This window comes from Butyrivibrio fibrisolvens, from assembly GCF_037113525.1.
Taxonomy (GTDB): domain Bacteria; phylum Bacillota; class Clostridia; order Lachnospirales; family Lachnospiraceae; genus Butyrivibrio; species Butyrivibrio fibrisolvens.
Map to the genome: position 1 here is coordinate 3,870,966 of NZ_CP146963.1, position 25,002 is coordinate 3,895,967.

29 protein-coding genes are annotated in these 25,002 nt (G+C 39.3%); 1 reads left to right on the plus strand and 28 read right to left on the minus strand.

Annotated elements, in window-relative coordinates:
• Window positions 1-228 precede the first annotated feature (228 nt).
• Window positions 229-1,143 (minus strand): helix-turn-helix domain-containing protein, encoded by a 915-nt coding sequence (locus WAA20_RS16300; protein WP_139263874.1) that lies wholly within the window; start codon window positions 1,141-1,143, stop codon window positions 229-231.
• A 379-nt stretch (window positions 1,144-1,522) separates the two neighbouring features.
• On the opposite strand from WAA20_RS16300, the gene WAA20_RS16305 reads away from it, so the two are divergent.
• Window positions 1,523-2,791, plus strand: coding sequence for a transposase (locus tag WAA20_RS16305; RefSeq protein WP_338801544.1), 1,269 nt, complete (start codon window positions 1,523-1,525; stop codon window positions 2,789-2,791).
• Window positions 2,792-2,860: 69 nt separating this feature from the next.
• Here WAA20_RS16305 and WAA20_RS16310 read toward each other — a convergent pair whose 3' ends face one another.
• The 27 genes from WAA20_RS16310 to WAA20_RS16440 form a co-directional block, all read right to left on the minus strand.
• Window positions 2,861-4,186 carry an MFS transporter gene (locus WAA20_RS16310; protein ID WP_073389625.1) on the minus strand — a complete coding sequence of 442 codons (1,326 nt, stop codon included), beginning with the start codon at window positions 4,184-4,186 and terminating at the stop codon, window positions 2,861-2,863.
• A gap of 138 nt (window positions 4,187-4,324) precedes the next feature.
• Window positions 4,325-5,179, minus strand: a complete 855-nt coding sequence (locus WAA20_RS16315) for a M55 family metallopeptidase (RefSeq protein ID WP_073389623.1) — start codon at window positions 5,177-5,179, stop codon at window positions 4,325-4,327.
• Window positions 5,176-5,379, minus strand: coding sequence for a hypothetical protein (locus WAA20_RS16320; protein WP_073389621.1), 204 nt, complete (start codon window positions 5,377-5,379; stop codon window positions 5,176-5,178). The genes WAA20_RS16315 and WAA20_RS16320 overlap by 4 nt, the downstream gene beginning before the upstream one ends.
• A 187-nt stretch (window positions 5,380-5,566) precedes the next feature.
• The gene (locus WAA20_RS16325; protein WP_167562756.1) at window positions 5,567-5,878 is read right to left on the minus strand and encodes a hypothetical protein; all 312 of its coding nucleotides are present in this window, start codon (window positions 5,876-5,878) and stop codon (window positions 5,567-5,569) included.
• A 104-nt stretch (window positions 5,879-5,982) separates the two neighbouring features.
• A complete protein-coding gene (locus WAA20_RS16330) occupies window positions 5,983-7,392 on the minus strand; it encodes an MATE family efflux transporter (protein ID WP_081373943.1) in 1,410 nt (469 codons plus the stop codon).
• A gap of 87 nt (window positions 7,393-7,479) precedes the next feature.
• Window positions 7,480-8,073 carry a DUF6179 domain-containing protein gene (locus WAA20_RS16335; RefSeq protein WP_073389615.1) on the minus strand — a complete coding sequence of 198 codons (594 nt, stop codon included), beginning with the start codon at window positions 8,071-8,073 and terminating at the stop codon, window positions 7,480-7,482.
• Entirely contained in the window at window positions 8,063-8,548 is a 486-nt protein-coding gene (locus WAA20_RS16340; RefSeq protein ID WP_139263832.1) for a DUF6323 family protein, read from the minus strand. The genes WAA20_RS16335 and WAA20_RS16340 overlap by 11 nt, the downstream gene beginning before the upstream one ends.
• Window positions 8,549-8,702: 154 nt before the next feature.
• Entirely contained in the window at window positions 8,703-9,980 is a 1,278-nt protein-coding gene (locus tag WAA20_RS16345; RefSeq protein WP_073389611.1) for an MFS transporter, read from the minus strand.
• Between the two features lie 96 nt (window positions 9,981-10,076).
• Window positions 10,077-10,856, minus strand: coding sequence for a type II CAAX endopeptidase family protein (locus WAA20_RS16350; RefSeq protein WP_073389609.1), 780 nt, complete (start codon window positions 10,854-10,856; stop codon window positions 10,077-10,079).
• Between the two features lie 107 nt (window positions 10,857-10,963).
• Window positions 10,964-11,482 carry a GNAT family N-acetyltransferase gene (locus tag WAA20_RS16355; RefSeq protein WP_073389607.1) on the minus strand — a complete coding sequence of 173 codons (519 nt, stop codon included), beginning with the start codon at window positions 11,480-11,482 and terminating at the stop codon, window positions 10,964-10,966.
• Between the two features lie 72 nt (window positions 11,483-11,554).
• Window positions 11,555-11,710, minus strand: a complete 156-nt coding sequence (locus WAA20_RS16360; protein ID WP_330393670.1) for a hypothetical protein — start codon at window positions 11,708-11,710, stop codon at window positions 11,555-11,557.
• A 142-nt stretch (window positions 11,711-11,852) separates the two neighbouring features.
• On the minus strand, window positions 11,853-12,464 hold the full coding sequence (locus WAA20_RS16365) for a helix-turn-helix transcriptional regulator (protein ID WP_027206513.1): 612 nt from the start codon (window positions 12,462-12,464) through the stop codon (window positions 11,853-11,855).
• A 16-nt stretch (window positions 12,465-12,480) separates the two neighbouring features.
• On the minus strand, window positions 12,481-13,137 hold the full coding sequence (locus tag WAA20_RS16370) for a phosphatase PAP2 family protein (protein WP_073389606.1): 657 nt from the start codon (window positions 13,135-13,137) through the stop codon (window positions 12,481-12,483).
• A 289-nt stretch (window positions 13,138-13,426) separates the two neighbouring features.
• Window positions 13,427-13,879, minus strand: a complete 453-nt coding sequence (locus tag WAA20_RS16375; protein ID WP_073389604.1) for an N-acetyltransferase — start codon at window positions 13,877-13,879, stop codon at window positions 13,427-13,429.
• On the minus strand, window positions 13,876-14,466 hold the full coding sequence (locus WAA20_RS16380; RefSeq protein WP_073389602.1) for an RpiB/LacA/LacB family sugar-phosphate isomerase: 591 nt from the start codon (window positions 14,464-14,466) through the stop codon (window positions 13,876-13,878). The genes WAA20_RS16375 and WAA20_RS16380 overlap by 4 nt, the downstream gene beginning before the upstream one ends.
• A gap of 108 nt (window positions 14,467-14,574) precedes the next feature.
• Complete coding sequence (locus tag WAA20_RS16385; RefSeq protein ID WP_073389600.1) at window positions 14,575-15,027, minus strand: GNAT family N-acetyltransferase; 453 nt, start codon at window positions 15,025-15,027, stop codon at window positions 14,575-14,577.
• 130 nt (window positions 15,028-15,157) lie between these two features.
• Window positions 15,158-16,285 (minus strand): sensor histidine kinase, encoded by a 1,128-nt coding sequence (locus WAA20_RS16390; RefSeq protein ID WP_167562755.1) that lies wholly within the window; start codon window positions 16,283-16,285, stop codon window positions 15,158-15,160.
• A 215-nt stretch (window positions 16,286-16,500) separates the two neighbouring features.
• A complete protein-coding gene (locus tag WAA20_RS16395) occupies window positions 16,501-16,707 on the minus strand; it encodes a hypothetical protein (protein ID WP_073389597.1) in 207 nt (68 codons plus the stop codon).
• Between the two features lie 11 nt (window positions 16,708-16,718).
• The gene (locus WAA20_RS16400; protein WP_073389596.1) at window positions 16,719-17,468 is read right to left on the minus strand and encodes a LytTR family DNA-binding domain-containing protein; all 750 of its coding nucleotides are present in this window, start codon (window positions 17,466-17,468) and stop codon (window positions 16,719-16,721) included.
• Window positions 17,469-17,530: 62 nt separating this feature from the next.
• Window positions 17,531-17,866, minus strand: a complete 336-nt coding sequence (locus tag WAA20_RS16405; protein WP_073389594.1) for a DUF3795 domain-containing protein — start codon at window positions 17,864-17,866, stop codon at window positions 17,531-17,533.
• 254 nt (window positions 17,867-18,120) lie between these two features.
• Window positions 18,121-18,849 carry a flavodoxin family protein gene (locus WAA20_RS16410; protein WP_073389589.1) on the minus strand — a complete coding sequence of 243 codons (729 nt, stop codon included), beginning with the start codon at window positions 18,847-18,849 and terminating at the stop codon, window positions 18,121-18,123.
• On the minus strand, window positions 18,846-19,508 hold the full coding sequence (locus tag WAA20_RS16415; RefSeq protein WP_073389588.1) for a helix-turn-helix domain-containing protein: 663 nt from the start codon (window positions 19,506-19,508) through the stop codon (window positions 18,846-18,848). The genes WAA20_RS16410 and WAA20_RS16415 overlap by 4 nt, the downstream gene beginning before the upstream one ends.
• A gap of 186 nt (window positions 19,509-19,694) precedes the next feature.
• Entirely contained in the window at window positions 19,695-21,044 is a 1,350-nt protein-coding gene (locus tag WAA20_RS16420) for an FtsW/RodA/SpoVE family cell cycle protein (RefSeq protein ID WP_073389581.1), read from the minus strand.
• Window position 21,045: 1 nt separating this feature from the next.
• Window positions 21,046-21,375, minus strand: a complete 330-nt coding sequence (locus tag WAA20_RS16425) for a PadR family transcriptional regulator (protein ID WP_022754015.1) — start codon at window positions 21,373-21,375, stop codon at window positions 21,046-21,048.
• 468 nt (window positions 21,376-21,843) lie between these two features.
• Window positions 21,844-23,193 carry an MATE family efflux transporter gene (locus WAA20_RS16430; RefSeq protein WP_073389574.1) on the minus strand — a complete coding sequence of 450 codons (1,350 nt, stop codon included), beginning with the start codon at window positions 23,191-23,193 and terminating at the stop codon, window positions 21,844-21,846.
• Entirely contained in the window at window positions 23,194-23,748 is a 555-nt protein-coding gene (locus tag WAA20_RS16435) for a TetR/AcrR family transcriptional regulator (RefSeq protein ID WP_073389572.1), read from the minus strand.
• Window positions 23,708-24,907, minus strand: coding sequence for an alpha/beta hydrolase (locus tag WAA20_RS16440; protein ID WP_073389571.1), 1,200 nt, complete (start codon window positions 24,905-24,907; stop codon window positions 23,708-23,710). Before WAA20_RS16440 ends, WAA20_RS16435 begins: the two co-directional genes overlap by 41 nt.
• Between the last annotated feature and the right edge of the window lie 95 nt (window positions 24,908-25,002).

Genomic DNA, 25,002 nt, shown 5'->3' on the forward strand with positions numbered 1-25,002 from the left:
ATGACCGCTAATCTGGTATGATTCTTCCAAAAACTTGTTTAAGTAATATTACTTAAACAAGTTTTGGTTGATGTTTTCATGCATCAGCAATTGCATTTCTACTGGGCTGCAAATAAAAAGGCATATAGCAGCTTTATTGCCACTATACGCCCATACAATTGATCTCTATTGGCTCACAGTGAAAGACATATGCGAAAGCATATATCCTTCTCACATCATCTCCTCTTACTAAATAGTTGATGTTATGCCCTGAGCAATCTCTGCCGCAGACACCCTTTTTTTGTATAGTGTATATGTCTGATAAAGTCCCAACACATAAATAGCAATCAATAGCACCGCTCTTACAGAATAATACTCAGCTGACAAAACAGGCTCTGTTATGCCGGCATTAACTTTAGCTATTATTACAGAAACATATAATGAATATACAGCATAAAATATTCCCGAAAGCGAAACAACGGCAATCGCGACAGCCCATATTTTTCTGTTCTGGCTTCGAACAAAGAAGAAAAATACTGCTACTGATCCCAAAACCATTGGTACAAAATATGTTATTGCTATGAGTGCAATTATCTTCCATGCTCTGAACGACATCAGACTTGCTCCACTAAGAAAGAAACTTTTAAAAGCCCCATCTGTATCAATAATAAAAGAAGACAGAAAATAAGCCATCAAAACCGCTCCCATCCTTTTCGGTGAAAGTGTTCCTCTTACAGCACAGATCAGGCCATAGATGAAAGCTGCTATTGAAACTCCTGTTCCAGCGAATTGGAATATCACCTGAACCGGAATCAATTGAAATGCTTCTAATGCAAACGCCCTAACTGCAATACCAACTGCTGATATTAGATAGGAAAATACAACTGCAGCATAAAGAACTATCATTATGTTGTTTACCACTTTATTTTCAACTACAGGGTTTCTCTCTACTACTTTAGTCATTTCTTTTCCGGATAAGAGGTCGTCAAGACTCACTTCCAGAATCTGAGATAATTTCTTTGTAGTAAGAAGATCCGGATATCTATCTCCGCATTCCCAGCGAGAAACTGATTGTCTCGTTACATATAATTGTTCTGCAAGGGATTGCTGTGTCATTCCTTTTGCTTCTCTCGCTCTTCTAAGTTGTTCGCCAAATTCGACCATGTCAGATCCGCTCCTTCCGCATTTGTTTTTTGATCTGCAGATTTGACTTTAGTATCTCTTGTAGAGGAAAAAACATCAAGCACCACCTTGAAAATACTTGTCACCACTATGGTGCATCCCAGTAAACAAGCGTATTCTCAACTTGTTTAAGTAATATTGCTTAAACAAGTTTTATAAAAGGCATATAGCCGCTTAATTACCGCTATATGCCTTTTATTTATGCATGAATTACTTTTTATAATAATTCAGCCAGAAAACCCATGACCCATCTGGGTCGTGGGATGAATGGCGTCACTAATAGATGCGTGCATTTTACTGCAACACATTCTTTTAGGTAAAACATATGATATAATATATATACAGGAGTGATCCGAGTCTTATGAAAGGAGAAAACTGTATGTATCTTACTGTAAAACAGCAGGTAAAACATCTATCGAAAGACGATTACCGTTCAATAAGAGAACTGTGTCATTCAGCTAAAAATCTTGCAAATGAAGCCATCTATAATGTTAGGCAGTATTACTTTACTGAAGGTAAGTTTCTGAAGTATGAGAAGAACTATGTTCTGTTAAAGAACAGTTTTAATTACAAGACCTTAAATTCAAATATGGCACAGCAGATCCTCAAAGAAGTAGACGGCAGTTTCAAGTCATTCTTTGGCTTACTTAAACTTGCAAAACAAGGTAAATATGCTTTTAAGGATTGCAAACTGCCAAATTATCTTCCAAAAGACGGGTATACCACACTTGTTATAGGTTTTGTACGACTTAACGGGAATAAGCTGATACTTCCGTTTTCAAACAGCTTTAAGAAAACCCACAAGTCGGTTGAAATCACAATACCGCCGATCCTGCTTGATAAAAAGGTTAAAGAGATACGTATCATACCAAAAGCTCATGCCAGGTTCTTTGAAATTCAGTACACTTACGAAGCTGAGTGTGTTCAAAGAAATCTTAACAAAAACAATGCACTGGCGCTCGATCTTGGTATAAACAATCTTGTAACCGCAGTATCAAATAATGGCAGATCGTTCATAATCGACGGAAGAAGACTCAAGTCCATTAACCAGTGGTTTAACAAAGAAAATGCCCGCCTGCAGTCCATTAAGGACAAGCAGCATTTTGGCAAAAAGACTACAAATCGTCAGAAAGCCATTGCTCGTGATCGTAACAATAAAGTAAATGACTATATGAGCAAAGCTGCACGTAAGGTTATAGACTACTGTATCTCTAACGATATCGGAACCCTTGTAGCCGGATATAATGTTACATTTCAACGGAGTTCTCATATAGGCAAACAGAACAATCAGAATTTTGTCAACATACCCTATGGAATACTGAGGGATAAACTGTCATACCTCTGCGAGCTTAATGGTATTACTTATGTTGAGCAGGAAGAAAGCTATACATCAAGGTCATCATTTTGGGATAAAGATGATATCCCTGTTTACAATGATGACAATCCAAAGGAATATCAGTTCAGTGGTAACAGAATACATCGTGGAATGTACAAGACTGCCAGAGGGATTAAATTCAATGCCGATATTAATGGGGCATTAAATATAATGCGTAAAAGTAGCGTTGTGGATCTTAGTATCCTATACGGTAGAGGCGATGTGGACACGCCTGTAAGAATAAGGATTGCCTGAATATCAGGTGGAAACTTAAATATCAAACTTCTTAAATGGAGCCGTTAGGCTCTTAGAAGCCCATTACCTTTAGGTGATGGGTAGTTCACGTTCTCTATCAGCAAAATACAGTGGAATCAGCGTTACGAGTAGTACTATGAGCCCTGCAATAAAAACAGCATTTGTAGGCAGATACTCCGTAAATCCGTACTCATCAACAAATTCGCCACTATTCTTGATAACAGGATTGGATATAAGTGGTGCGATCACCATAGGTATCAGCACGTAAAAGACAATCCTGATCCCCTCAAACTGTCCTCTTGAATCCTCAGGGTAAAGACGCTTTGACCATACTGTGATGGTCTGTAAAAAGAGAATATATCCAACGCCAACAAACAGCATTCCTGCCATAAGATTTGGATTCCATATGGTACTCGGGTCAACGTTTGTAGGTGATACGAAAAGCCCAATAGCAAGAAGCCCAATAGAATTCAAAATTATCGCTACAAATATCAGAAGCGACGATCTGTCAGCCTTTATAAGCTTAATAGCAGGAATAGTCACAAACATAGCAACAATAAGACCCACGCCTTCTATAAGTCCCATAGTGTCTGCTGTAAATCCAAGATAATAGATCATGAAGTTCCCAAGATGAGAAAAGTACACGTTAAAAGATATAAAGTATACCGCAAGCATCAGATTTACAAATACAAGTTCTCTGTGCTGGAGATAGGTTTTTATGTTAAATATTGAAAAGAACTGCTCTGAAAATGAGCCCTTTATTGATGGCTTTAAGGTGTCAACATCCTTCATTCCAAACAGTGATACTATTCCCAGAAGGATCACACTTCCTCCAATAACTGTAAATAGTCTCATATAGTTGTCATCTGCACCAACAAGTAATCCTCCCGCAATAGTTCCCACAATGGTTCCTATTACCGGCTGTACAGCAAGAGCTGCTCCCAAAGCACCGGAGTTATCAGGTGTCATATGGTCATTGATCCAGGCGTTAAAACCTATATCATTTCCCATGGAGCCAAAAAAACTCATGATTGCATCAGCAGCTACTACTGCAAATGCAATTCCAATAAGTGCAGAATCACTGCCTTTATTCATAAATTCTGTTGTTCCAAAGATAATGGTGAAAATTCCCCAGAGGATATATCCCACAGACACAAGAGTCTTTCTATTACCCTTTCTGTCTGAAACACATCCAAAAAGAAATGTAGAAACTGTGGTTGCTGCTGCAGATATTGCAAGCATCCATGAAATGATAGTCGGGTCCTTGGCTATCTTGGCATATACAAACGTATTAAACCACTGATTCTCCATGTTCCAACATAGCTGCCCCGCAAGTCCAAGAAGCCAGATAAGTAGCCAAAAACCAATACCGCTTTTTGCATTATTTTTACCCATATTAAGCCTCCCGTTTATAGATTATGATGGCATGTTATAGCGACTGATCGATTGCCAGCATAAGATTATCCTTTCACCCATAATCTTATATATCCCTGATGACAGATGGGTATGATGATTACGTCTTCTATCACAAGTTTATATTTCATTCTTTTTCATATAATTATGAACTTCCCAAAACAGACTTAATGCAGTCTCAATATCATGTGTTTCCCACGTAGCTTTCTTTTTTGTAAATGTTCCTTTCCATGGAAAATCTAATGGGGCATCAAAATATCTATCTTCTGTAAGATTTAATTCGCATACATACCTGTCTGCATATGGAACTGCTGTTTTATTATTGTAATCACTAAGAGCCTTCATCATTTCATCATAAATGATTGGGTATGTTTCTTCCGGTGTAGGCTCCCATCCCTTACTTTTATCCTTTACGCTTATACATGTGACATTAGTAGACATTTCTCGTGCTTCTGTATGTGAAGCAGCACAGCCGATATTAGCAATATATGGTGCACCACTAAAGCACAAAACACTTGCCCCTATTTCAGCAACATGTTTACCATTTATATAGAATGATTCTATAGGTGGAGTATGTATTGTGTGAGGAAAATAGGCATCAGGTTCTCCATTTCTTGCATGCTGTCCTACTGTAACTATTCCATACGGTTCTGATGCAGCCTGTCCTCTGGCTCTTCCCCAAAACATACATCTATTAGGCAGATCAAAAAGTCTGACCTTTGATGGAAGCTTTGTAGTGTCTACATTAGGTTCCGCGCATCCTGCATGATGCATGTCAAGGAGCATAATGTCATCTATACCAAAATCAATTGCAGCATTGCATACCGCCAAAACATCACTGGTAATACAACCTCTGCCATAAGAACGCCACAATTTATTCTGAGGGTACATCTCCTCGTGCCATAAAGCCTCTCTATTCGATTCAAAGATACCGCTGGCTCCCTCCATGTCAGCTACAACAATTAATTGCTTCATTTTCTGGTCTCCCTTAACTTCTTAATTACTTTTCTTCCGTCAACAACACGAATAAGTGTGACCGGATTACCCTCGGTCATGTTTAAAATAGATGTTTTTTGATTTTTTACTTTAGACCTCTTTTCTTTCATTCTAAAGTTTATACGAGCGCATGAAGAAAAACCAGCAACTTTTTTATCATATTGCCGGTTTTTGATCATTTTGAGTTAAATATTCTGTTGTTCAAACTTATCGTATTGTTTCCTTTGATACTCTCTCAATCTGATCTGCGGCTTCTTCAGGAGTTATTTTTCCTGTCGCAAGCTCTTTTAGCGCATCACATACAGCAAGACTCAGGTCTTCATACTTGATTCCTCTTGGCCCTGTTTCATAAACGCATTCCTCGCATCATCCTATTAACATGCGTACTTTAAACATATCGTTCCCAGCAATATATCTGATCTCGCTCCCTGTCTTTTTAGCAAAGTCAAGGACACTTCTGGTTCCGATTCCATGGTCATCCTCAGAGGCAACGGGGTGACCATCTTCAGTTTTGGAAAGGAGTTCCAGAAGATATCCGGTATTATTGACCAGCATTGTGATGCAGTTGAGAAAAAGATATGCATGCAGCTTGTTTTTGAGGTTTCTAAAAACAATAATCCCCTCAAAAAGCATAGCAAATATGCTAAGTATTATCGCTGTTAAAAGAAACTCCCTCATAGTCATTTCTATACCCTTGCCTCTACAGTTTTCTTCTCAATTTATAATACTACAAGTAAATCCGTGCTAACACCCACAATGGAGCATGGATTTTCCATAGCCTATTAAGACTTTTGTACAAGCGGCTCCGGCTGATGCTCGCAAGTTAGATTATTAAGCCAGCGCTCTTTCTTTAGCCAAAAATGGAAAATAAGGGTCCTGACAATATCCAGGATCTTTACGCAAAGGTACATCTGTACAGGTCCGATATCGGTATATCTTGCAAGCAGGAAAAGCATTGGAAGCATAACCACTATTGTTATTCCGGCATCTGCATATGCTCCCATCTTTGTGTCACCACCGGATCTTGCAATGGCCTGCTGCGCGTTTACAAGTACCCATACAGGCATAAAAAACGCCATAAGTATTACCATACTCCTTGAAATTGCAATGGCGCTTGGACTTAGCTTTCCAAACACAACAGGAATAATAAGTGTTGTGGCAAATCCGACAAAAGTCATGGCAACGCCAAATACGACAGCTCCTGATAAAAGCCATGTTTTTTCTGTTCGTGCCTTCTGAAGATTTCCCTCTCCCAGGGTCTTTCCGATTATTACTGTAGTTGCAGAGTAAATTCCTCCAAATGCTACAAAGAAAAGATTAGCTATGGCAAAGCTTGATGCCATTCCCGAAACTACATCTGCTCCGCCTCTTCCATTATAAATTGCCGTAGTCAATGTTTCAGAAAGAACCCATGTCATCTCGCAGAAAAGCATAAGAGCGCCTTTCTTTAGTATTTCCTTAAACAATCTTCCGTCTACCATGAAATCTCTGTTAAAGCGAATTGCAAAATCAGGTCTGCTTCTGAAATAGATAACCAAAAATATAATGAACTCTAATGATCTCGCTATTACAGTAGCATAAGCAGCTCCCCGGACGCCAAATGCAGGAAATCCAAGATTTCCATAGATAAGAAGATAATTGAATACAGTATTTGTAAGAGTTGCTACTACTGTTACGACAAGGGGTATTTTGACCTGCCCCATATCCCTGAGTGAACTTGCGATACTTACAGAGATTGTCATGGGAATTCCCACAACAGACATGATTCGTATATATTTTACTGCCTCATCAAGAATAAGCGGAGCCTGTGTATTTCCAATAACCATAAGTGACAGTATTTCTCTTGGGTAAATAAGACACACCATAAGATATGGAATGAGTGCTACAAGTCCCGCAAGTAGTTTAAACATAAACGCTTGTTGCATTCCGCCACGATCTTTAGCGCCAAAAAACTGCGTGAGGAATATTCCTCCGGTCATGCAGATTGTGTTAGTAAAGACCATAAACACAAAAAGCACCTGTCCGGCCACATTTACTCCGGACATCGATACATCTCCCAGTCCTGATACCATAAAGTTATCAATCAATGACACCATGCTCTGTATAAGCTGCTGAAGCATTATAGGTACTGCTATCGCAAGTACACTTTTATAAAATTGTCCATTTCCAAAAATCGTATTCTTTTCTCTCATTATACTAATATCTCCTTGAATTAAATCCTTGTACTCATCATCTACTGATCATCACATTAACACCAAATAAAAAACAGGCCCTTTAATTCACTCAATTGGGTCTGTTTTACACTTAAAAACTATTTCTGACATATTAAAAAACTGATCCTTATAATCTGCTGTATAGGATCTTAATATCTCCTCAACATATCCGGGCGGAAACTTTGCGAGAAAGCGCTGTTCAGCTTCAATCTTATCAATGTATTCTTCAATTGCATCAATCCCAGTCTTACCTTCAACAGGGACCGGTGTAGGATAATCCATCGTAATGATCGTCTCCTGAGGAGAAAACCTTGGAGAATAAAGTTCAAAGAATCCCGGAATAGCTTTTAAAACAGTGTCATTCAGATTGCGATTGCCATATGAAGAAAATGAAGATATAAGGACCTTATATTTTCCCTTGGCACGTTCTACCTTATCCACAACCTCCTGAAATCCTGCTTTATACAGGCTTCTTGCATCCGCCTGCTGGCAGGGCACAAGGCCATTAGCATTCATAGACTCTGCTTCATGAATGCAATATAAAACCGCTTCCATCAGATGCTGTGCTGCCTCGTAGGTCACTGATGTGCTCTCGCCCTTCGTATATAGGTCAGTTAATTCAGCAACTATTGAAATAAGCTCTTCCGGATCATAATTCATCAAAATCGTCTCCTAAGTTTAGTTTTTCGCGCTTATATCTGTCAGCCCAGTTCTCTCCGGCCCTGACGCTTCTTGCGAAGTCTTCCAATGCTGTTCCTTCAAGATATTCAAGATCACCACCAGACTCGTTTTCATAGGCGTTTTTCATAATACCAAGCAGTTCATCATCTGAAACCATGTCCATGGATTCATTCTTGTACAGGAAAAAGATCTCCTGCAAACGGGCAATAGTTTCGGCGTAATCTTCCTGATTGATAAATGATGAATCCGCAAATGCACGAATAAGCTTGGGGCTTATGCTATCGCCAAATTCCACGCGTCTTTCTTCCCTCAGAGTGTCTCCCCTTGCTGCCACTAAGGCTGTAGCATCTTCCTTCGTCAGTGTAAGCCCATTCTCCTTGCTCTCTTCATTTGTCTTCATTATCTGGTTGACCTGATACTGTTCAGACATTTTTTGCAAATAGTTATTCTGCAATTATTCCTCCTTCAGGCGAGTGCCATACCAGCAGCTGCTGTTGCATGAATAATTGATTTCTTTTTTCCAATAATATATTTATCATAAAACAAAAAACAGCTCCAAATTTACACTCATTTGGAGCTGTTTTACACTGAAATTCAAATCCAGAGTCTTACTCAGTATATCTATATTTTTTCATGATCTGACCAGATATTATACATATGGCTGTTCCTGTCACACCAAGAATGAACATCATCATTGCGGCACCTGAACCCTTTCCGCTTCCGAAAAGAAAAGTCCAGAACGGATCATTACTTTTCAATGCCATAAACGGTTCGCAGATTTTGTCTACAAAGAGTCCGCCAAGGAAAAGTCCGATCGGAATAGTAAAAAACTGCAGAGTATTTCTGCAAGCATATACTCTTCCCTGAAGCTCTATTGGAATGACATTGCGCATTATTACATTCTGGTTGGCTGCCATGAGTGGAACAAATACCCATCCTATTATCTGGCCTATGCACCATAAAACAGAGCTTCTTGCAAAGGCCAGTAAAAAGTTCTCTATCCCCAGCGCAAAAAGCATCGTGAGATATATGACTCTTACCCTGTCCTTGGGCTTTGGCAGGATCATTGGAAGGAAACTTCCTGCTACCATGGCCAGCCCTGAGCATGCTGTTACGATCCCATACACATTGTTACCTTTTTGAGGTATAACAAGGGCCGGAAGTACCGCATCAAAGGCTGAAGCTGTGAGGTTAACCCCCGCCATAAACAGTATTACAGTAAGTATGAGCGGAGTTTCTTTTAGGAACTTTAGCCCCTCTTTAGCCAGTTTGATCACGTTTTCGTCCTTACTTGTTCCGTCCTTGATCTCAGGTAGTTTTATAAAGAACAATAATGCCACAAATGCTATGGCAAAAGACAGAAGATCTACCGCAATAACCGTATCCAACCCTGCCAGTCCATAGAGTGCTGCAGCTATCAGCGGATTGCCAATTGAAATAAGCGAACGGGACAATTGCTGAAAGCCACTGGTCTTCTGATAATGCTCTTTTGGAACGATAAGTGAATATGCCACTTCTGAAGCAGGCTGCTGAACAGTGTTCATAAGACCTGAAAAGGCATTGATGGCATATAGATGCCACATGGTCAGCGTATCAGTTTTGTACAGTACAAATACAACAACCGTTGTAAGTGCTGCTAAAAGATCGCATATGAGCATGGTTTTCTTTTTATCGAATTTATCTGTTATTGCTCCTGCAAAAATGCTCATAATGACATATGGCGCATATGTGCAGATTGTAAGTGCTGCAGTACTCAGCGCTGATCCGGTCTTTTCATACATCCACAGCGTAAGCGCAAATCCTGTTATTGCACTACCAAGCTGTGATAAGCTCTGTGTGATCCAGATTATGTAAAAATCTCTTAATTCCTTTATTCTGTTTTTCATTGTTATTTATCCTCCATACAAATATTTTTATCTGCATGGAGCATATACACTGCAATTGATCATGTCCTTCCTCCTTCTTGTTATTTTAAACGAATATCATTCTTTTGACATCACATTCTTTTTCCAACATATCAGCGCAATAATCACTATGTATATTGCTGACAGTACAACATAAAACCAGATATCAACCTGTAAGAAACAATACAGGAAATTAAAGCAAAAGTGTATCACTATGCTATAGATCAGATTATCATTCTTTTCCATGAAAAGATTCATAATAAAGCAAAGTCCCGTCATTACGATGACGTTGGACAGAACGTATGGTATCATCTGGATTCCCATATAATCTGAATCTACAAACCAGAGTATGGTATGCCAGAACGCCCATATAACTCCCTGTATCACTGATGCACTGAAAAAACTGTATTTTGCATTAAGGTATGGGCGAAGATAACCTCTCCAGCCTGACTCTTCTCCTGTTGGCCCCGTTGTGATCGAGAATAAAAATGACGCCCAGAACGGGTAGGATCCAAGATTCCAGTATTCACCAAATGCCTTCCCCTGAATCAAGGACAAAACAAATACTGTAATAATAGTAGCTCCAAGCGTAAGTATAGCTGAAGCTACCAGCGTTACTATGTTTACCTTTCCACCAAAAGCTTTTTTGTAAAAGTCGGCAATCCTACGGTCAGGACAAAAATACTTAAAGCCTATAAGCAGCACAATCGTAGGTGCCCACGCGCAGATATTGGATAAAATCCTCATTACAACTGGCGGGCAATGAAACACCATGCTTGCTGTCCCGCATAATCCCAGCACCATAAACCAAAATACAAAATAGCTTAGACCTACATACCATTTTACACGTTTTTCCATATATTGTTATGTCTCCTTCCGATCATCACTTTATCACCAAACAAAAAACAGCCCCGAGATTACACTCATTTGGGGCTGTTTTTCACTTATTTCTATCGACTGTCCAATTAGTATGGGGTGATCATACATTCCATCTGAAGATCATATGGCTCATCTTCCACACAGGAAGGAATAGGGTCAGAACTGAGGCGGAAACCCATAGCGGAGTAGAAGTTTATCGTTTCCTCAGATGAACAACAGGATGCATACAAGGCATGCGCTCCTCTCTTCAGGGCTTCCTGTCTGGCGGCTTCAAGCAGGGATCTGCCAATTCCACGACGGCGGTAATCCGTAGACACATGGAAGCTATCTATGATGAGTCGCCCTTTATTTAGCTGTGGGATCAGCATAATCTCGCCAACCACACAGTTTTCCTCAAACGCACAGTATGTCACATATCGCCCACTGAGAATATCATCAGCTTTTTGCAGGCGGCGTGCAAGATCCCAATCCTCTGTGAAGGGATTGTAAACCAATATCATTTTCCCATCATGCAGACGATACACATTCTTCACTTCCTGATATCGCTGAAAGCCTTTCAATGAATCGTGGGTGAAGTTATGTTTGTCAGCAAGCATAATTTCCATATAATATTATTCCTTCCATTCAGATCTCAATAAATCCTTATTCTATCTGTTTCCATCTTAATTCTCCAATTGTTAATCAAAAATCTGTCCGGGAAGCTTTAATTTCTCCTTCGGAGGGAATGTCTTGTCAAACTCCTCGACATCTGAGTCTTCAACATAGTATCCCTTAGGGGTCTGATATCCCCCTGTGATGCCGTCAAGATATCCCGGGATCATCTCTGAGCACATGAATTACATAGTGCTCACTGCATCCAGGACGATAAACGTTCCAAAATGACTCTCTTACTAAGTTTTCAACGTCTCTATAATCTTTCTTTTCTTCTAATCTAATTGTGTAATTACTCATATTTTTTCCCTCAATTTCTTATCATTATGCTTTTTCCCGTCTATAAAATAACATTCCCTTTATGGTCGTCAAAATAAAGGCAACAGATGTGGCATAAGCAGCCCTTGTGATTGCCAGAACAAGTACAGTTATTACACTTATCCCCATAGACAATGCTATCATTACCCGTTTTGGTCTTTCGAGGTTAAAACGGTTTAAGATCACTATGACCATTCCTATCGCCACAAGTGTTAAAAACAACACCCAGTAAATCACCTTGATACTGGCTGAAACATCGCAGTATTCTAGCATGCTCACAGCAAAAACCAATCCATCTGCCGTATGCGGAAACAACGGAAGGAATATCAGTCCGCACACCATAAGATCAACCAGTCCCAAAAGATAATCCAATACTCTGTGAATATTTGCCCTGTTCTCTTTTTCTGCAATAGTTACAAGTTTTTCACTTGAAAGAAGCTCGTCTATTGAAACAGAGAAATACTTAGATATCTCTTTTAACGAATCTATACTAGGATAACCTCTTCCAGACTCCCACTTTGAAATAGCTGTTCTAGAGACAAACAAATCCTCTGCAAGTTCCTCCTGCGTCATTCCTTTGCCGTTTCTCAGTTCCAATAGCTTTTCGCCAAATTCCATAAAAGATATCTCCTTTTTAGGATTCACTTATGCATGATAGAACGAAACCCTTGTACAAATAATACAAGCCAATGCTTAACAGTACTGAGCCTATGATATCCGTAAACCAATGGACTCCGGATAACAACCTTCCCGCAACCATAAAAAGCGAAAATAAGACTGCTAAGACGTTAATAATCTTCTTTGCCTGATCATTATTCAGCCTCCGGGAAGTCTGCTCAATCAGTGTCGGCATAACACTAAGTACAAGTAGCGTAGTAGATGAAGGATATGATGCCTCCATAACACCTTCTATAGGAATTGGCCTGTAGTTTATAGGTATCATCTCAAAAATCAGATATGCAAAAATGACAATAATATAATAGATGCCAAGAATTAAGATATCCTTATCCACTTTGAGCAGGCTCTTTCTGCTTATTAGTTGTATAAAGCCAACACATCCAAATATCATACATATAATTATTGGTACCAGCCCAAGCCAATCAGTGATTGTATAAAGGGTCATATTGACTCCGGTCAATGCATGAAATTCGATATTAAAATCAGCAAATCCTATGTCTGTTCCATTCTGCCCAACCGGCTGAACATCGATTGTCATAATAAGCACTGTCCATAAAACAAACATTGCGATCAAGATGCAGCCAATTAGTAAACTCTTCTTTTTTGTTTTCATTTTTTGATCCTCTCTCTTGAAAAATTTCCTTCCGGCTTCTTCAAAGTAACAAAGGTCATGAAAAAATAAAAGAATCGTTCAGTAACATTGGCGATACTCTTCGTGTCATCCGCATGGATACTGCTTTAGCCTCTGAACATTTATATGTAGTAGTAGTGACCATACTTTATCATAGCAAAAGAAAACAGACTCAAATCACACTGATTTAGGTCTGTTTTTCACTGATTTAATAGAATTTATAATAATTCAATTCTGATCAAACTGTACTGGCCCTTTTTTATAACTAATATCAGTGTCCTACATGTTTTGAATAAAACACAAACTCCTTATCGCGCTTTATTTCTTTATAGCCAAGCTTAGTATAAAAACTATTTGTCCTGACATTCCAAATAGGAGTATCCAGTGTATACTCTCTTACTTCTGGAAACATATTCTCCACTTCTCGCATAATAAAAAGCCCATACCCTTTTCGAAAATGCTCCGGTGCAACGAATATCCTGCCAACATTCAAAACATCGTTTTCCAAAAAAAGGATTGCTCCGCCAACAATAAGTCCATCATCTGTCAATTTATACAAATGCCCCTGTCGTGCCATTTTCGTATGAAATTGTAATGACATATATCCGGGAGGTCCTCCCGGTGATTCCGCACCGATCAGTACATCACTGTCAAATGCGCGCTTCGATATTCCATTCAATGAAAGCGCATCAGAAGTACTTGCCTTTAATAACTGTAAACTCATATTGACTCCTTCAGAAACTTGATCACATCATTCTTTTTATTTATTTTCTCAATTATTGACGTATCTAATGAACCCAATAAATCTTCAAACTGAATCTGCGACTTTCTTCTTATTTCCTTGAGTTTCTCAGTGTCTTTCCGCTTTCTTTCTGCTTCACTCTTTGGATATCCCTGTCCAAATGGCTCAGAGAAGAGAGCTTCTATTGTCTTTTCAAAGTTATCTTCGCCTGCCCATGTATAGTCTTCGCCTAGCGGAAGTGAAATAGCATTACCATTGTTGATCTGTGCAAACAGATAAGCGTCTTTAGGAGTAGGCGCATATCCACAAATTACTCCAGGCATGCTGTTGCACGCCAGCATCATTCCCTGGCCGGATGAACAACCGGTAACAACAAAGTCAACTGCGCCGCTTGCAAGTAATATACCAACAAGAACCGAAACATCTATATATGAATACTTTTCCTGCTCTTCTAAAGTACAGCCAAAGTTTATGACTTCAGCATCTTTAGGGGCATATTTTTTGACAGTATTAAAAATCAGCTCATTTTTTTCAGCCTGAGAGCTCGCTTGAATTATTCCTATTCTCATTACAACATCCTTTAAGCATTTTGTGTTTACTTTTTTACCTGCAAGGATTCCTGATAGCTTAGAAAGAATACCTACGTTCCATAGTCTCCAGCAATTTAAGACCAGATTTTAAGTTTCCCTATCGTGATTGCATTCGCAATACATACATACTGTTCCATTTGATAACTTAAATCCGTTCTTTTCGTAAAAATTAGCCGCTGGTGCATACTCGCTTGTATAAAGAACAATGCCTGCAAGTCCTTTTTCTTTACTGTAATTTTTGACCGCATTTAATAGTTGTTTACCTATTCCATGCCCTTGTCGTTCGGGAAGTACCGCCATCTCATTAATGTAAATTTCTTCTTTGCTTCCGGAAATTTTACAAAGCGCAAATATACAACCTAGCACTTCATCATTTTCTTCATAAACATATCCAACAAATCTTTTCTGTTCAAAAAAATCGCGAAGATATTCTGCTGCATTTTCTGCAGTCCAATCTATTCCCCAATGTTCCATGGGGAATGCTTTTGCATAAATCATGCCACATTGTGCTAAGTCAATGTTCTCCATAAGTCTAATCATTTTGCTGTCCCACCATCAAATTCTAATCTATCCCTGAAAAGATGATCTGCTTAAATACGCCAAAAGAAGCGGCGCAGATAAGGTGACCACCCCAGTTTCACTGATTTTAGGTCTGTTTTACACTTATTCTTTAATTTATCAGCATTCTGACCTTAAAAGTCTTCTCTTCTGTTATATATCTAATATCGCTATCTGTTTGATTTATAAAGTTAAGAACACTTCTAGTTCCTATTCCATGCTCTTCCTCAGTATTAAACGGATGTCCTTCCTCATCCAGCTTTACTTCCTCAGCGCATGAGTTCGTGATCTCAAACAGAAGCTGACTTTTATACCTAGCCGTGATGTCAATCCGTCTCTCACTCTCAGGAACTTTTTCGCAAGCATGGATAGCATTCTCTATAAGGTTACTGATCACTATGGCAAGCTGCATCTCATCCACATTCAGATTTGAAGGGATATTAGCAGATATATTTACCTTTATATTCTCTTTTTCGGCCATAGACAGGTAATGTGTGATTGCCGCATTAAGTGTAGTATTCTCGCAATATCTTTTTACAGAGTGGGGTTCCTGTTTGAGCCTCTCATTAAGACAATCCAGGGCTTCCTGCGTCTTGCCATCCTGTAAAAGAGTTTGAAGAAGAGCCTCAAAATGTCTTCTGTCATGACGCATGGCTCTGTCCTGCTGCATGATGCTCTCAGAAATAGCAAGTCGTTCCCTCATGGCTTTGGTTGCAATCTCCATAATAACCGCATCTGATTGAAGCTTTGACTCATTTTGCCTTGCTTCCATCTCCATTTTCATGAGTCTTGTGTGTTTTTCAAGAAATCCAAAGACCAGTATGTTAATAGCTACAAGAACCACCATAAGTTCAGTATATTGGGAAAGGTTATATTCCTCTCCTCTAAGATATCTGTTGCCATCAAGAACCAAAATAATGATAGTAGCGATTGGCAGCACAACATATGGAAGAATTTCCTTATCAAGCCTCTTGTCCTTATCCTTATTTCCGAAAAGACAGATGACTCTGACCACAATAATCTGCAAAGACAAGATAATTCCATAGCTCTGAGGAGTCATAAAGTCATAGTTTATCTTAACCATATCCATACTCTGAACGCCTTGAACATAAAACGTGATGGATACTTCAATTGCGCTCTGGGCAGCAAGATAGAAAATGAAATATATTATGCCTCGAATATTATTAACTTTATAGCAAATGAATAATGGAATGAGGAATGCCAGGTATGATGCTATCATATTTATATAAATCACTCCCAGCGTATTGGCGTAAAAGAAAGACAGCACAGTTAATGCATATATCATAAATACGAGAATCCTATGCTTCTTAAAGAATTCTCGCATCACGTAAAAACTCAAATGCATGGCATAGTACAGAAAAAGAGCTACTATATCCCCTAATAGCAGCAATGTATATGGATTGGACAAAAGGTCAGCCATTTTTCATTTCCCTCTTAATCAATAATTTTTTTGGGCCATTTGCAGATGCCTACCTCAAGTGCCCTTTCTTCTTTAAGATGAAAATCTGCATATTTACAGTACCAGCAGCCTTTTATACTTGGAATAGCATCCTCTCTTGGTGTGTATGCAGGACAGATATCCTCCGGCCATACACTTCCATCTCTCTTGGGAATATCATAATTGTTTGTTTTATTATTCATTGCATTACCTTTCAAAACCTGTAATCCATATAACTATCAATAACATCAGAATATCTGCTCTTTGTAACAGGTATTTGCTCCCCACCTCGAAGCGTAATATCTATCTTTGTAAGTTTATCAATTGCTGCTATATTCACAGCTATTGATTCATGGCATCTTACAAAATCTTTGCCGGAATGATTCTCTGAAAGATATTCTGCAAATCCTATTCTCAGGGTTGGGGTTGATATGATCTCACCATTATCCATATGGTATGAAACCACATGATTGCGATATTCTATATAAAGAATGTCGCTAAGCCGCAGTGTCTGCATGCCACCCTTGATCTTTATGCAAACGCTTTTATCACTATCAATGTCCACGCGAGAAATAGCCAGATCAAGAGTTGAAAAGAATTTTTCTTTCTCTATTGGCTTCAAAATATAATTTATGGGATTTACATCAAAAGACTCCAATGCATATGAGCTTTCAGAAGTTGCAAAAATAATCTGAGCATCGGGCTGATTCCACCGAAGTTCTCTGGCAGCCTGTATTCCTGTAACCATTGGCATAACTATATCCAAAATGTAAATATGAGGTCTATAATGCTCGCACTCCTCTATAAGTGTGTCCGGATGATCAAATATTCTGACCTGGGCTTTGATAGAGTTCTTTTTCAAATATTCCTGAAGAAGAACATGTACCTTTTCCCGATCAGACTTGTCATCATCACAGATAGCTATACGTAATTCAGAATCCTCAATAAAGTCCTTGTTTTCCATAAATCCCCCTGTCATAGCGCGATTATCTTTAACTACAACACATTATATCAAAGTCCTGAGCTTTATTTACCCTCAAGTCTGCGCTTGGCATCAGGATTATTACTGATTATTTCAGAAAGCTTGGAACATGATGTCATTTCAGTGCAGTCTCCGCAAGTAATAACCTTCCTGCCCAATGCACATTGCCTGATCTTACACAAAGACTGGCAAAAAGGCGTCTTCACTCCTGTAAGCCTGCAGCCTACGCAATTTATCATTTCGGGGGTTATCTCTACTCCATTGAGCTCAGACCACTCTTTGGCAACCTTTGCTCTAAGCTCGTTGTCATCATTAACCGTTGCTTTACGCGCTTCACACTGTTCACAATCAAGTCCGCAAAAAGCGATATAATCTGTCATGGTTAATCTCCTTTTTACAAATATGTTTTTCTCTTCCTGTTCTAACTTTATCACCAAATAAAAACAGACCCTATCAATTACACTGATAAAGGTCTGTTTTACACTTACTTTTTTGTGCGAATCATGCATGCGTTATAGCCTGCATCATGTATATAACCGCAGTGAGGATAACCCTTTCGTATTCATTGATGTACATCACTGTTTCACTCTCGCCATTCTTTTATCGCATTACGAATTTTAGACCCACAGGCAATTTAATCTTTAATCTGTTTCCATGGTCTTACTTTGCCGATCCAGCCGTTCTCATTCCAATACTTAAAATCAGTGTACTCAGGATTCTTTTTACCAAGGCTTGTCTGCAGCATCCTTACCATGTAAAACTTTGTTTTCACCATAACATTTGTATGAGCCGGTTTATCATAATTTATGGCATGCATTTTTCGCGCGACACTGCTCAGCTTCTTTTGAAAGGATGCTTTTCTCTTGTCCTCGATCTTGTCCCAGTCAATTTCGGACATCAACTTGAAACTTACTACTTTGATGTCCGAAATACCCCACCAGGAAAGGCTGTCCTTAATATCTTTTGCTGTGGATCTTCCACCGGCCCCCAGGCACTGTGTGATTATCACCGCCCGCTTCCCGAACATTTCCTTCGCCGGCCGGTGAGGCATCCACCTGTAGCCGAAATGGTCAAGCATAGCCTTCATTGCGCCGGTTGTATGGAAAACATACGCGGGTGATGTAAAAACAAGCAGATCCGCTTCAAGCAAGGATTTCTCAATCTTCTGCACCTTCTCAGCATCCTTACAACGCTTCTGATCATTCCTGAAGCACGCAGTACATCCTATGCAGAACCCCGGACCATCCTTGGGAAGATAATATTCCGTGATCTTTGAATTGTCTCTGAACTCCTCTAAAAATATTTCCTTCATTCTGTATGTAACACCACGTTTTTCGGTTCCGTTTATCACTGTGATCTTCATTTTGCTCTCCTCTGCGATCTCCTCTTATTATTCTGCATGTTTTTTTCATCTCTTGCGTACAGTTTATTAAACTGCCGAATATGCGCTTCCATTGTCTTAAGTGCCTCTTTCTCACGCTCGGGATTGCGATCGCATATGGTCAGAAGCATGTAGATTGGCGCGTAAAAATGCAACGTCATGATCTCCACATTCTCGGTCTGTAATACACCCGATGAAACCATCAGGCCAAAAAGCATTCCCTGATATGAAAGCGGATCATCCACATACTGCTTCATATATGCAGTTGCAAGTTTTTTATCATGAAACTGTTCAATGGTAAGCATCTTACGAAAACGTCTTGTATAGTCATCATGCAGGAAATAAAGAAACAGATTGTTCCCCAGTGTGATCAGCTGCTCTTCCGTTATATGCTTATAGATCTCAGCATCTTTGGCAGCATCCGCCCCGTTGATCTTAAGAGCACCTGCTTCCTCTAAAAATCGCCTGTTCATCTCTTCAATGATCGCATCAAAAATGGCCTGCTTGTTTTTGTAATGCTTATAAAGAGATGGCGCTTTAATACCAACCCTTTTCGCAATATCCGCAACAAAAACATTTGCATATCCCTTTTCTGAAAACAGCGTCAATGCTTCATCCAGTATTCTTTGTTTGGTATCCATTTTGTTACCTCTATAATTTGGCTAATTCGAATTAGCTAAATTATAGGCTAATTCGAATTAGCCGTCAAGGGCAAAAAAACGGCCCGAAGAGCAATGGCGTATCCTTTCTTTCCAGGCTCATCCATAAAAACAATGTACATTTTCCCCAAAAATGCCGGTTTTTTGTCATTTTAGGTGAAGTTGTATTTATAAAATTTTATAATCCACTGATACGTGCTTTGGATAAATGCTTTTGTATTTGTATATGCTAAGAACTATTCCTATTAGTATATACGTAACTATGATATAACTTCCGCCGGAAGACATAAGTGGCAGGAATGTTCTTGAAGGCGGGAACCATCCAAGATTTTGAAAGATGTTGATAAAAGTAGTTACAAGAAGTACCATACCACATCCGCATCCCATAAGCATTCCAAGCTGATTCTTCTGCTTAAGTGATATTCCAAAGACTATCGCAATAAGAGCTGCAAGTGCGCATGCAATAAGTATTCCTGCGATCAGGCCGTATGTAATTGATATATATGAAAGGACGTATGCGGAGTTATATTCAGGTATTGTAATACTTGCATCTACTCCGTTACTTCCATAGAGTCTGCAGGATACTGCTACATTTCTTAATACATTAGTAAGATAATTTGCTTCACCACTTCCTGTAAAAAAGGCCACAAGTCTTGCTTTCTGATAATCTGCTAATCCATTTCCAAAGAACATGACTACGGATCCGATCACCGGAAGTCCTACAAATACGCCCCATATTGATGTTATTGCTATAGGCTTTGAAACCTTGAACCAGCCTTTAGAGGTTGCGATGGTAAGTAGTGTAAGCATTGATATCAGCATCATAAGAGCTGTTACAAGTGCTGGCATCTGCATTACAAAAAATACAGGGACGATCATCCAGAACAGTATCTTGATAAGATCAAAGACTGCGCTATGTCTTTTGTTTGAAGTCGCTCTACCATTCCTGTATTTATAAAGTATACCTGCAAATACAGGTACATACAGCATCATCACAGCTTCAACATTAATATCAATAAAGAAAGCTCTGACCCATAACTGTGCTCCGTTAATGTATGTTCCAAACATTCTTGCATAGATACAAAGACCGATCAGACAAAGAGCAATCAATTTTGAAAATCTTGCAACATGCGTATAATCAACAAAATATATAGCAAGCATTACAAGAAAACCTGCTCCAAACATGATCATCGTTTTACTGGACTGGTTATAAACACTACCCTCAGCACCACTTGCAATTGCAAAGTGTATAAGCGCCGCAGCAATACTTATAACAAATACAAGAGCTATCATCCCCCACGCAATACTAGGTCTGTGAACTCTATCTAGTGCAATTCCGGTTTCTATGGGATCCCCCATATCCTTTACTGCTGCCCTTACAGCTTCATCCTTATCCATTCCGCTTGCGATATTGTCATTAATCTGGTCTTCCAGGTGGTCACGCAGTTCTCTCTCAACATAGGGTCTTACGTTCTTACACCGGATCTGTTCTATAACCGCCTTTAAGTATTCTTCCATTTCAAGCCTCCATTACAAGTACGTTACAAACCGCTTTCTGATAGGTGTTCCATTCCTGAGTCTTTTCTTCAAGCTTTTTTTTACCTTGTTTGGTAAGGCTGTAATACTTCCTGACTTTGCCAAGAGCTTCCTGCTCATATACCGTAACGAAATTATTCTCTTCAAGGTTATGAAGAAGAGGGTAAAGAGTACCTGCCTTAAGTTCAAAAATGTTCTGAGATTTCTTACGAAGGGTGTCGATCATCTCGTAGCCGTACATGTCTTTCTCAGACAAGAGCTTTAAGATCAGCATAGTCATACTTCCGGAAATCAGTGATTTATCAATTGCCATAGTGTCCTCCATATCTTAATTATTTATTACCTACGCAAACTTCCCAATTGTTTGGGAAAGCATGCGTGATTAATTACAGTTTGTTTAAAATTATATAGGCAGCCGATATATTGTATAGATTATCTATATACTATATCGGCAACCTATATATGTCAATAATTTTCTGTTTACTTTTGATATATATTTTCCGTATATCAAAAAATCCGAACAAATAAATATCTCCAAAACTTAAATATTCCTGGGACTGGCAGTTTATAAAGTCTTTACTTGTCTTTGAGAATATTCGTAAATTCAAGAGCTTGATAGATGAAATAATTTATTCTGTTTGGGATTCACATGTCTGAGCGAAGCGAGTTTGAATCCCAGAATATATTATTTTAGATATCATGCCTTGAATTAGAATATTCGAAAGACAAGTAAAGACTGTATAAACTGCCAGTCCCAGGAATAAGCGAGAACCTTAGATATTTATCTGTTCGAATTTCTTATGTACATCTGGTATATGTATGTTGATATCAGTATTAGATCGGCTAGTACCCATGCGGATATTTCTCCGTAGTAGATACCGCTGCAACCGATAAGCTTTGTTAAGATAACTGCGCAGAACACTCTCATTATGAGCTGTCCAAAGCTTGAGATCATAGGAACAAATGTATTGCCTATGCCTTGCAGTGCAGACCTTACTATATAGAGGATGTAAAGCAGTGGATAGAAAAGTCCAAGTACAAACAGGTACTCGCGTCCATACATAAAGACATCAGGCGAAACATTTTTATTTTCTACAAAAAGGCTCATACCTCTTTCGCCAAAAAATATCATGATAACTGAGCAGATGAGTGCTGTGATCACGCCAAGTACAAGGCTGTATCTTACACCCGAGCGAATCCTGTCTTTGTGGCCTGCTCCATGATTTTGTGATACATAAGCCACAACAGCCATTCCATAAGATGATGCCGCGATCTCTAAAAGGGCGTAGATCTTGCCTGCAATAGTGTAGCCTGTCAGGAAATCTATATCATAATTATTGACATTCCTTATGACTATTAGTCCTCCGATAGCTGTAATAACGCTTTTAAGCGCCATTGGAAGGCCTATGAAGATAAGCTCATTGTATGCGCCTTGGACTTTGAAGCTGTTGTCTGTACCCACCCTATGGATACCCATATCAGATCTGTATAGACTATAGCCACATATGATCATTACCACGCACTCAGACAGGATAGTTCCAAGGGCTGCTCCTGCTATTCCCATATGGAAAATGCATATAAAAAGATAATCAAGTGCGATGTTACAAAGCGATGACACTGTCATTGCGATAAGCGGAACATGGCTATTGCCGCGGCTTCTAAGTGTTGCAGCAAAGAACTGATAGAATACAAGAAATGGGATTCCCATAAAGATTATATCTACGTATGTCTTTGCAAAATCGAATGCCTCTGCCTTGGTTCCGATAAGGGTAAGTAAGAAATTGGAACATAATAGTAAAACGGTCACAAAAGATACTGATATCGCAATACAGATCTTTCTTGCCTTCTTATAGTAATAGTCAAATGCCTGTTCGTTCTTCTCTCCAAACTTGTTACCAAGAAGAACTGAAAAGCCCTGAATAAGGCCGATGAGAAATCCGTTAACAAGGAATATAAGCCAGTCAGTTCCTCCAATTGCGGCTATTCCAAGTGAGCCAATCTTCTTACCAATGATGATACTGTCAACTACTGTATAGAGCTGCTGAAATATGTTACCTATCATCATTGAAGCGGCAAATGATGAGATAAGTCTGAGGGGATTTCCCACTGTTAAGTCTTTATCTTTAGTCATTTAGTCCAGTATCCTTCCCAGAAACTCAAGGATACACTCTTCTTTATCCTCAGGTGTCATTTCTTCAAATTCTTCTGAGTGGATTGTTGCGGACAGGCCGTACAAAAGCTGCCCTGCAACGATCTTCACATCAGTTTTGTTATTAACATCCCACTTTTTTATCAGATCTTCAATTGCTGGCAGAAAAGCTCTCAAAGTCTCTTCGTGCATAGATGAAAGAATGGTCCAATGGAGATTTCCTTTAAGCTTGTTCATGTTATCCATCGCCTGCTCGTACATGGGAAGTACGGTCTTTACGAGGTCATCTCGCGTTGCACAATTAGACATTACTTCTTCAACTTTTTTCCTATAATCGGTAAAAAATGTTTCTACCACTGTATCAAACAGTATATCTTTGGACTTGAAATAGTGATAGAACATGCCTATCTCGCCGCCAACTTCATTCATTATCATTCTGACGGAAGTTGCCTCGTAACCATTTTCAAAAAACAGTTTCATGGCTGTATGGATTATCTCATCCCTCTTCCCGCCTGTCAGTACCGGTTTTCTCGCCATTAGTCTTCTCCTCTATCCAGCCGGCTATGGTATCAAGCACAAGTCCCATATTGCCAACCTGACAATGGTGGTCTGCGTGCTCCTCTTTGGTAAAGAGTCTTCCAGTAACGCTCCTTGCGTTTACCAGTGCGTCCAGCTGATCCTGATAATACACAGTATATATGTCACTTGCGCCTGCGAGCACAAGTGTATCCTGTGTTATGAGTTTTGAAATCTCTCTAGTATTATACTCCTTGATGTGGTTGAAGTATTCATATGGAGTGCTGATATTTTCATAAATTGCATATCCCTGCAAAAGAAGCCACTTGGTAAAATACTTCTCGTCAAATTTTTTATTAAGCCATTTCCAGAGGATGTTCCTTTTGTGGCGTGTCAGATAGTCGAATACTTTGCCAAAGCTTCCCATTTTGTTAAGGATCGCACCATAGAAGTCATACATAAGGTCGAACATGACAAGGCGGGAGATTCTTTTCTCATAGGCAGCTGCCCTGGTTCCAAGATATCCGCCAAGTGAAACGCCTATAAGGGTTACGTCATCAAGGCCGAAATAGTCGAGTACTGCTCCTGTACAGTCTTCCCACTTTGGAGTCATCCTGACATCATAATGCATGAGTACTTCTCCCTGTCCGGGGCCTTCGAAAAAGTATACATTATAGTTCTTGTCAGTAAGGTAAGGCAGCATAACAAGAAACTCCTGTGAGATGCTGTCATATCCGCCATGGATCACAATGGTTCCTTTAGGATCTTCGCAGGTAGAGTAATATACAGGAAGCTCACAATTCTTAAAAGGGACTCTGGCAAAAGAAAGATTCTCATAACTGCTAAAAAAGTATTCGTTATAGAGCTTTATGCATCTGTCATACAGTGTGTGCTTAAGGCTATTACCTTCTGTATCTTTCTCTCCACTTAGGGTAAAGAACTGGGCAGCGCGGAAGCAGGTTGCTGCTTTGAATGGATTGCCCTCCTTTTCTGTCTTTTCACCAAGTTCGCAAAAAAGAGATATCCACTTATCAAAGCCATCGATCCTGCTGCCGATATCCAACAGTTCCTCTTTGGTGAATGCTCCATAGGTATAGAACCTGTTGAGCTGGAAATTCAATTCCGGATCCTTATGAAAATCGAAATAACCTACCTTGAATGCATTATTTTTGTTCATCATTTTCTAGCCCTCCATAAACCGAATATCGTTCTGTTAATTTTATAATGCATCCGTTTATGGTGGGTTGTCAAGAATAAACAGAACATTGTTCTGTT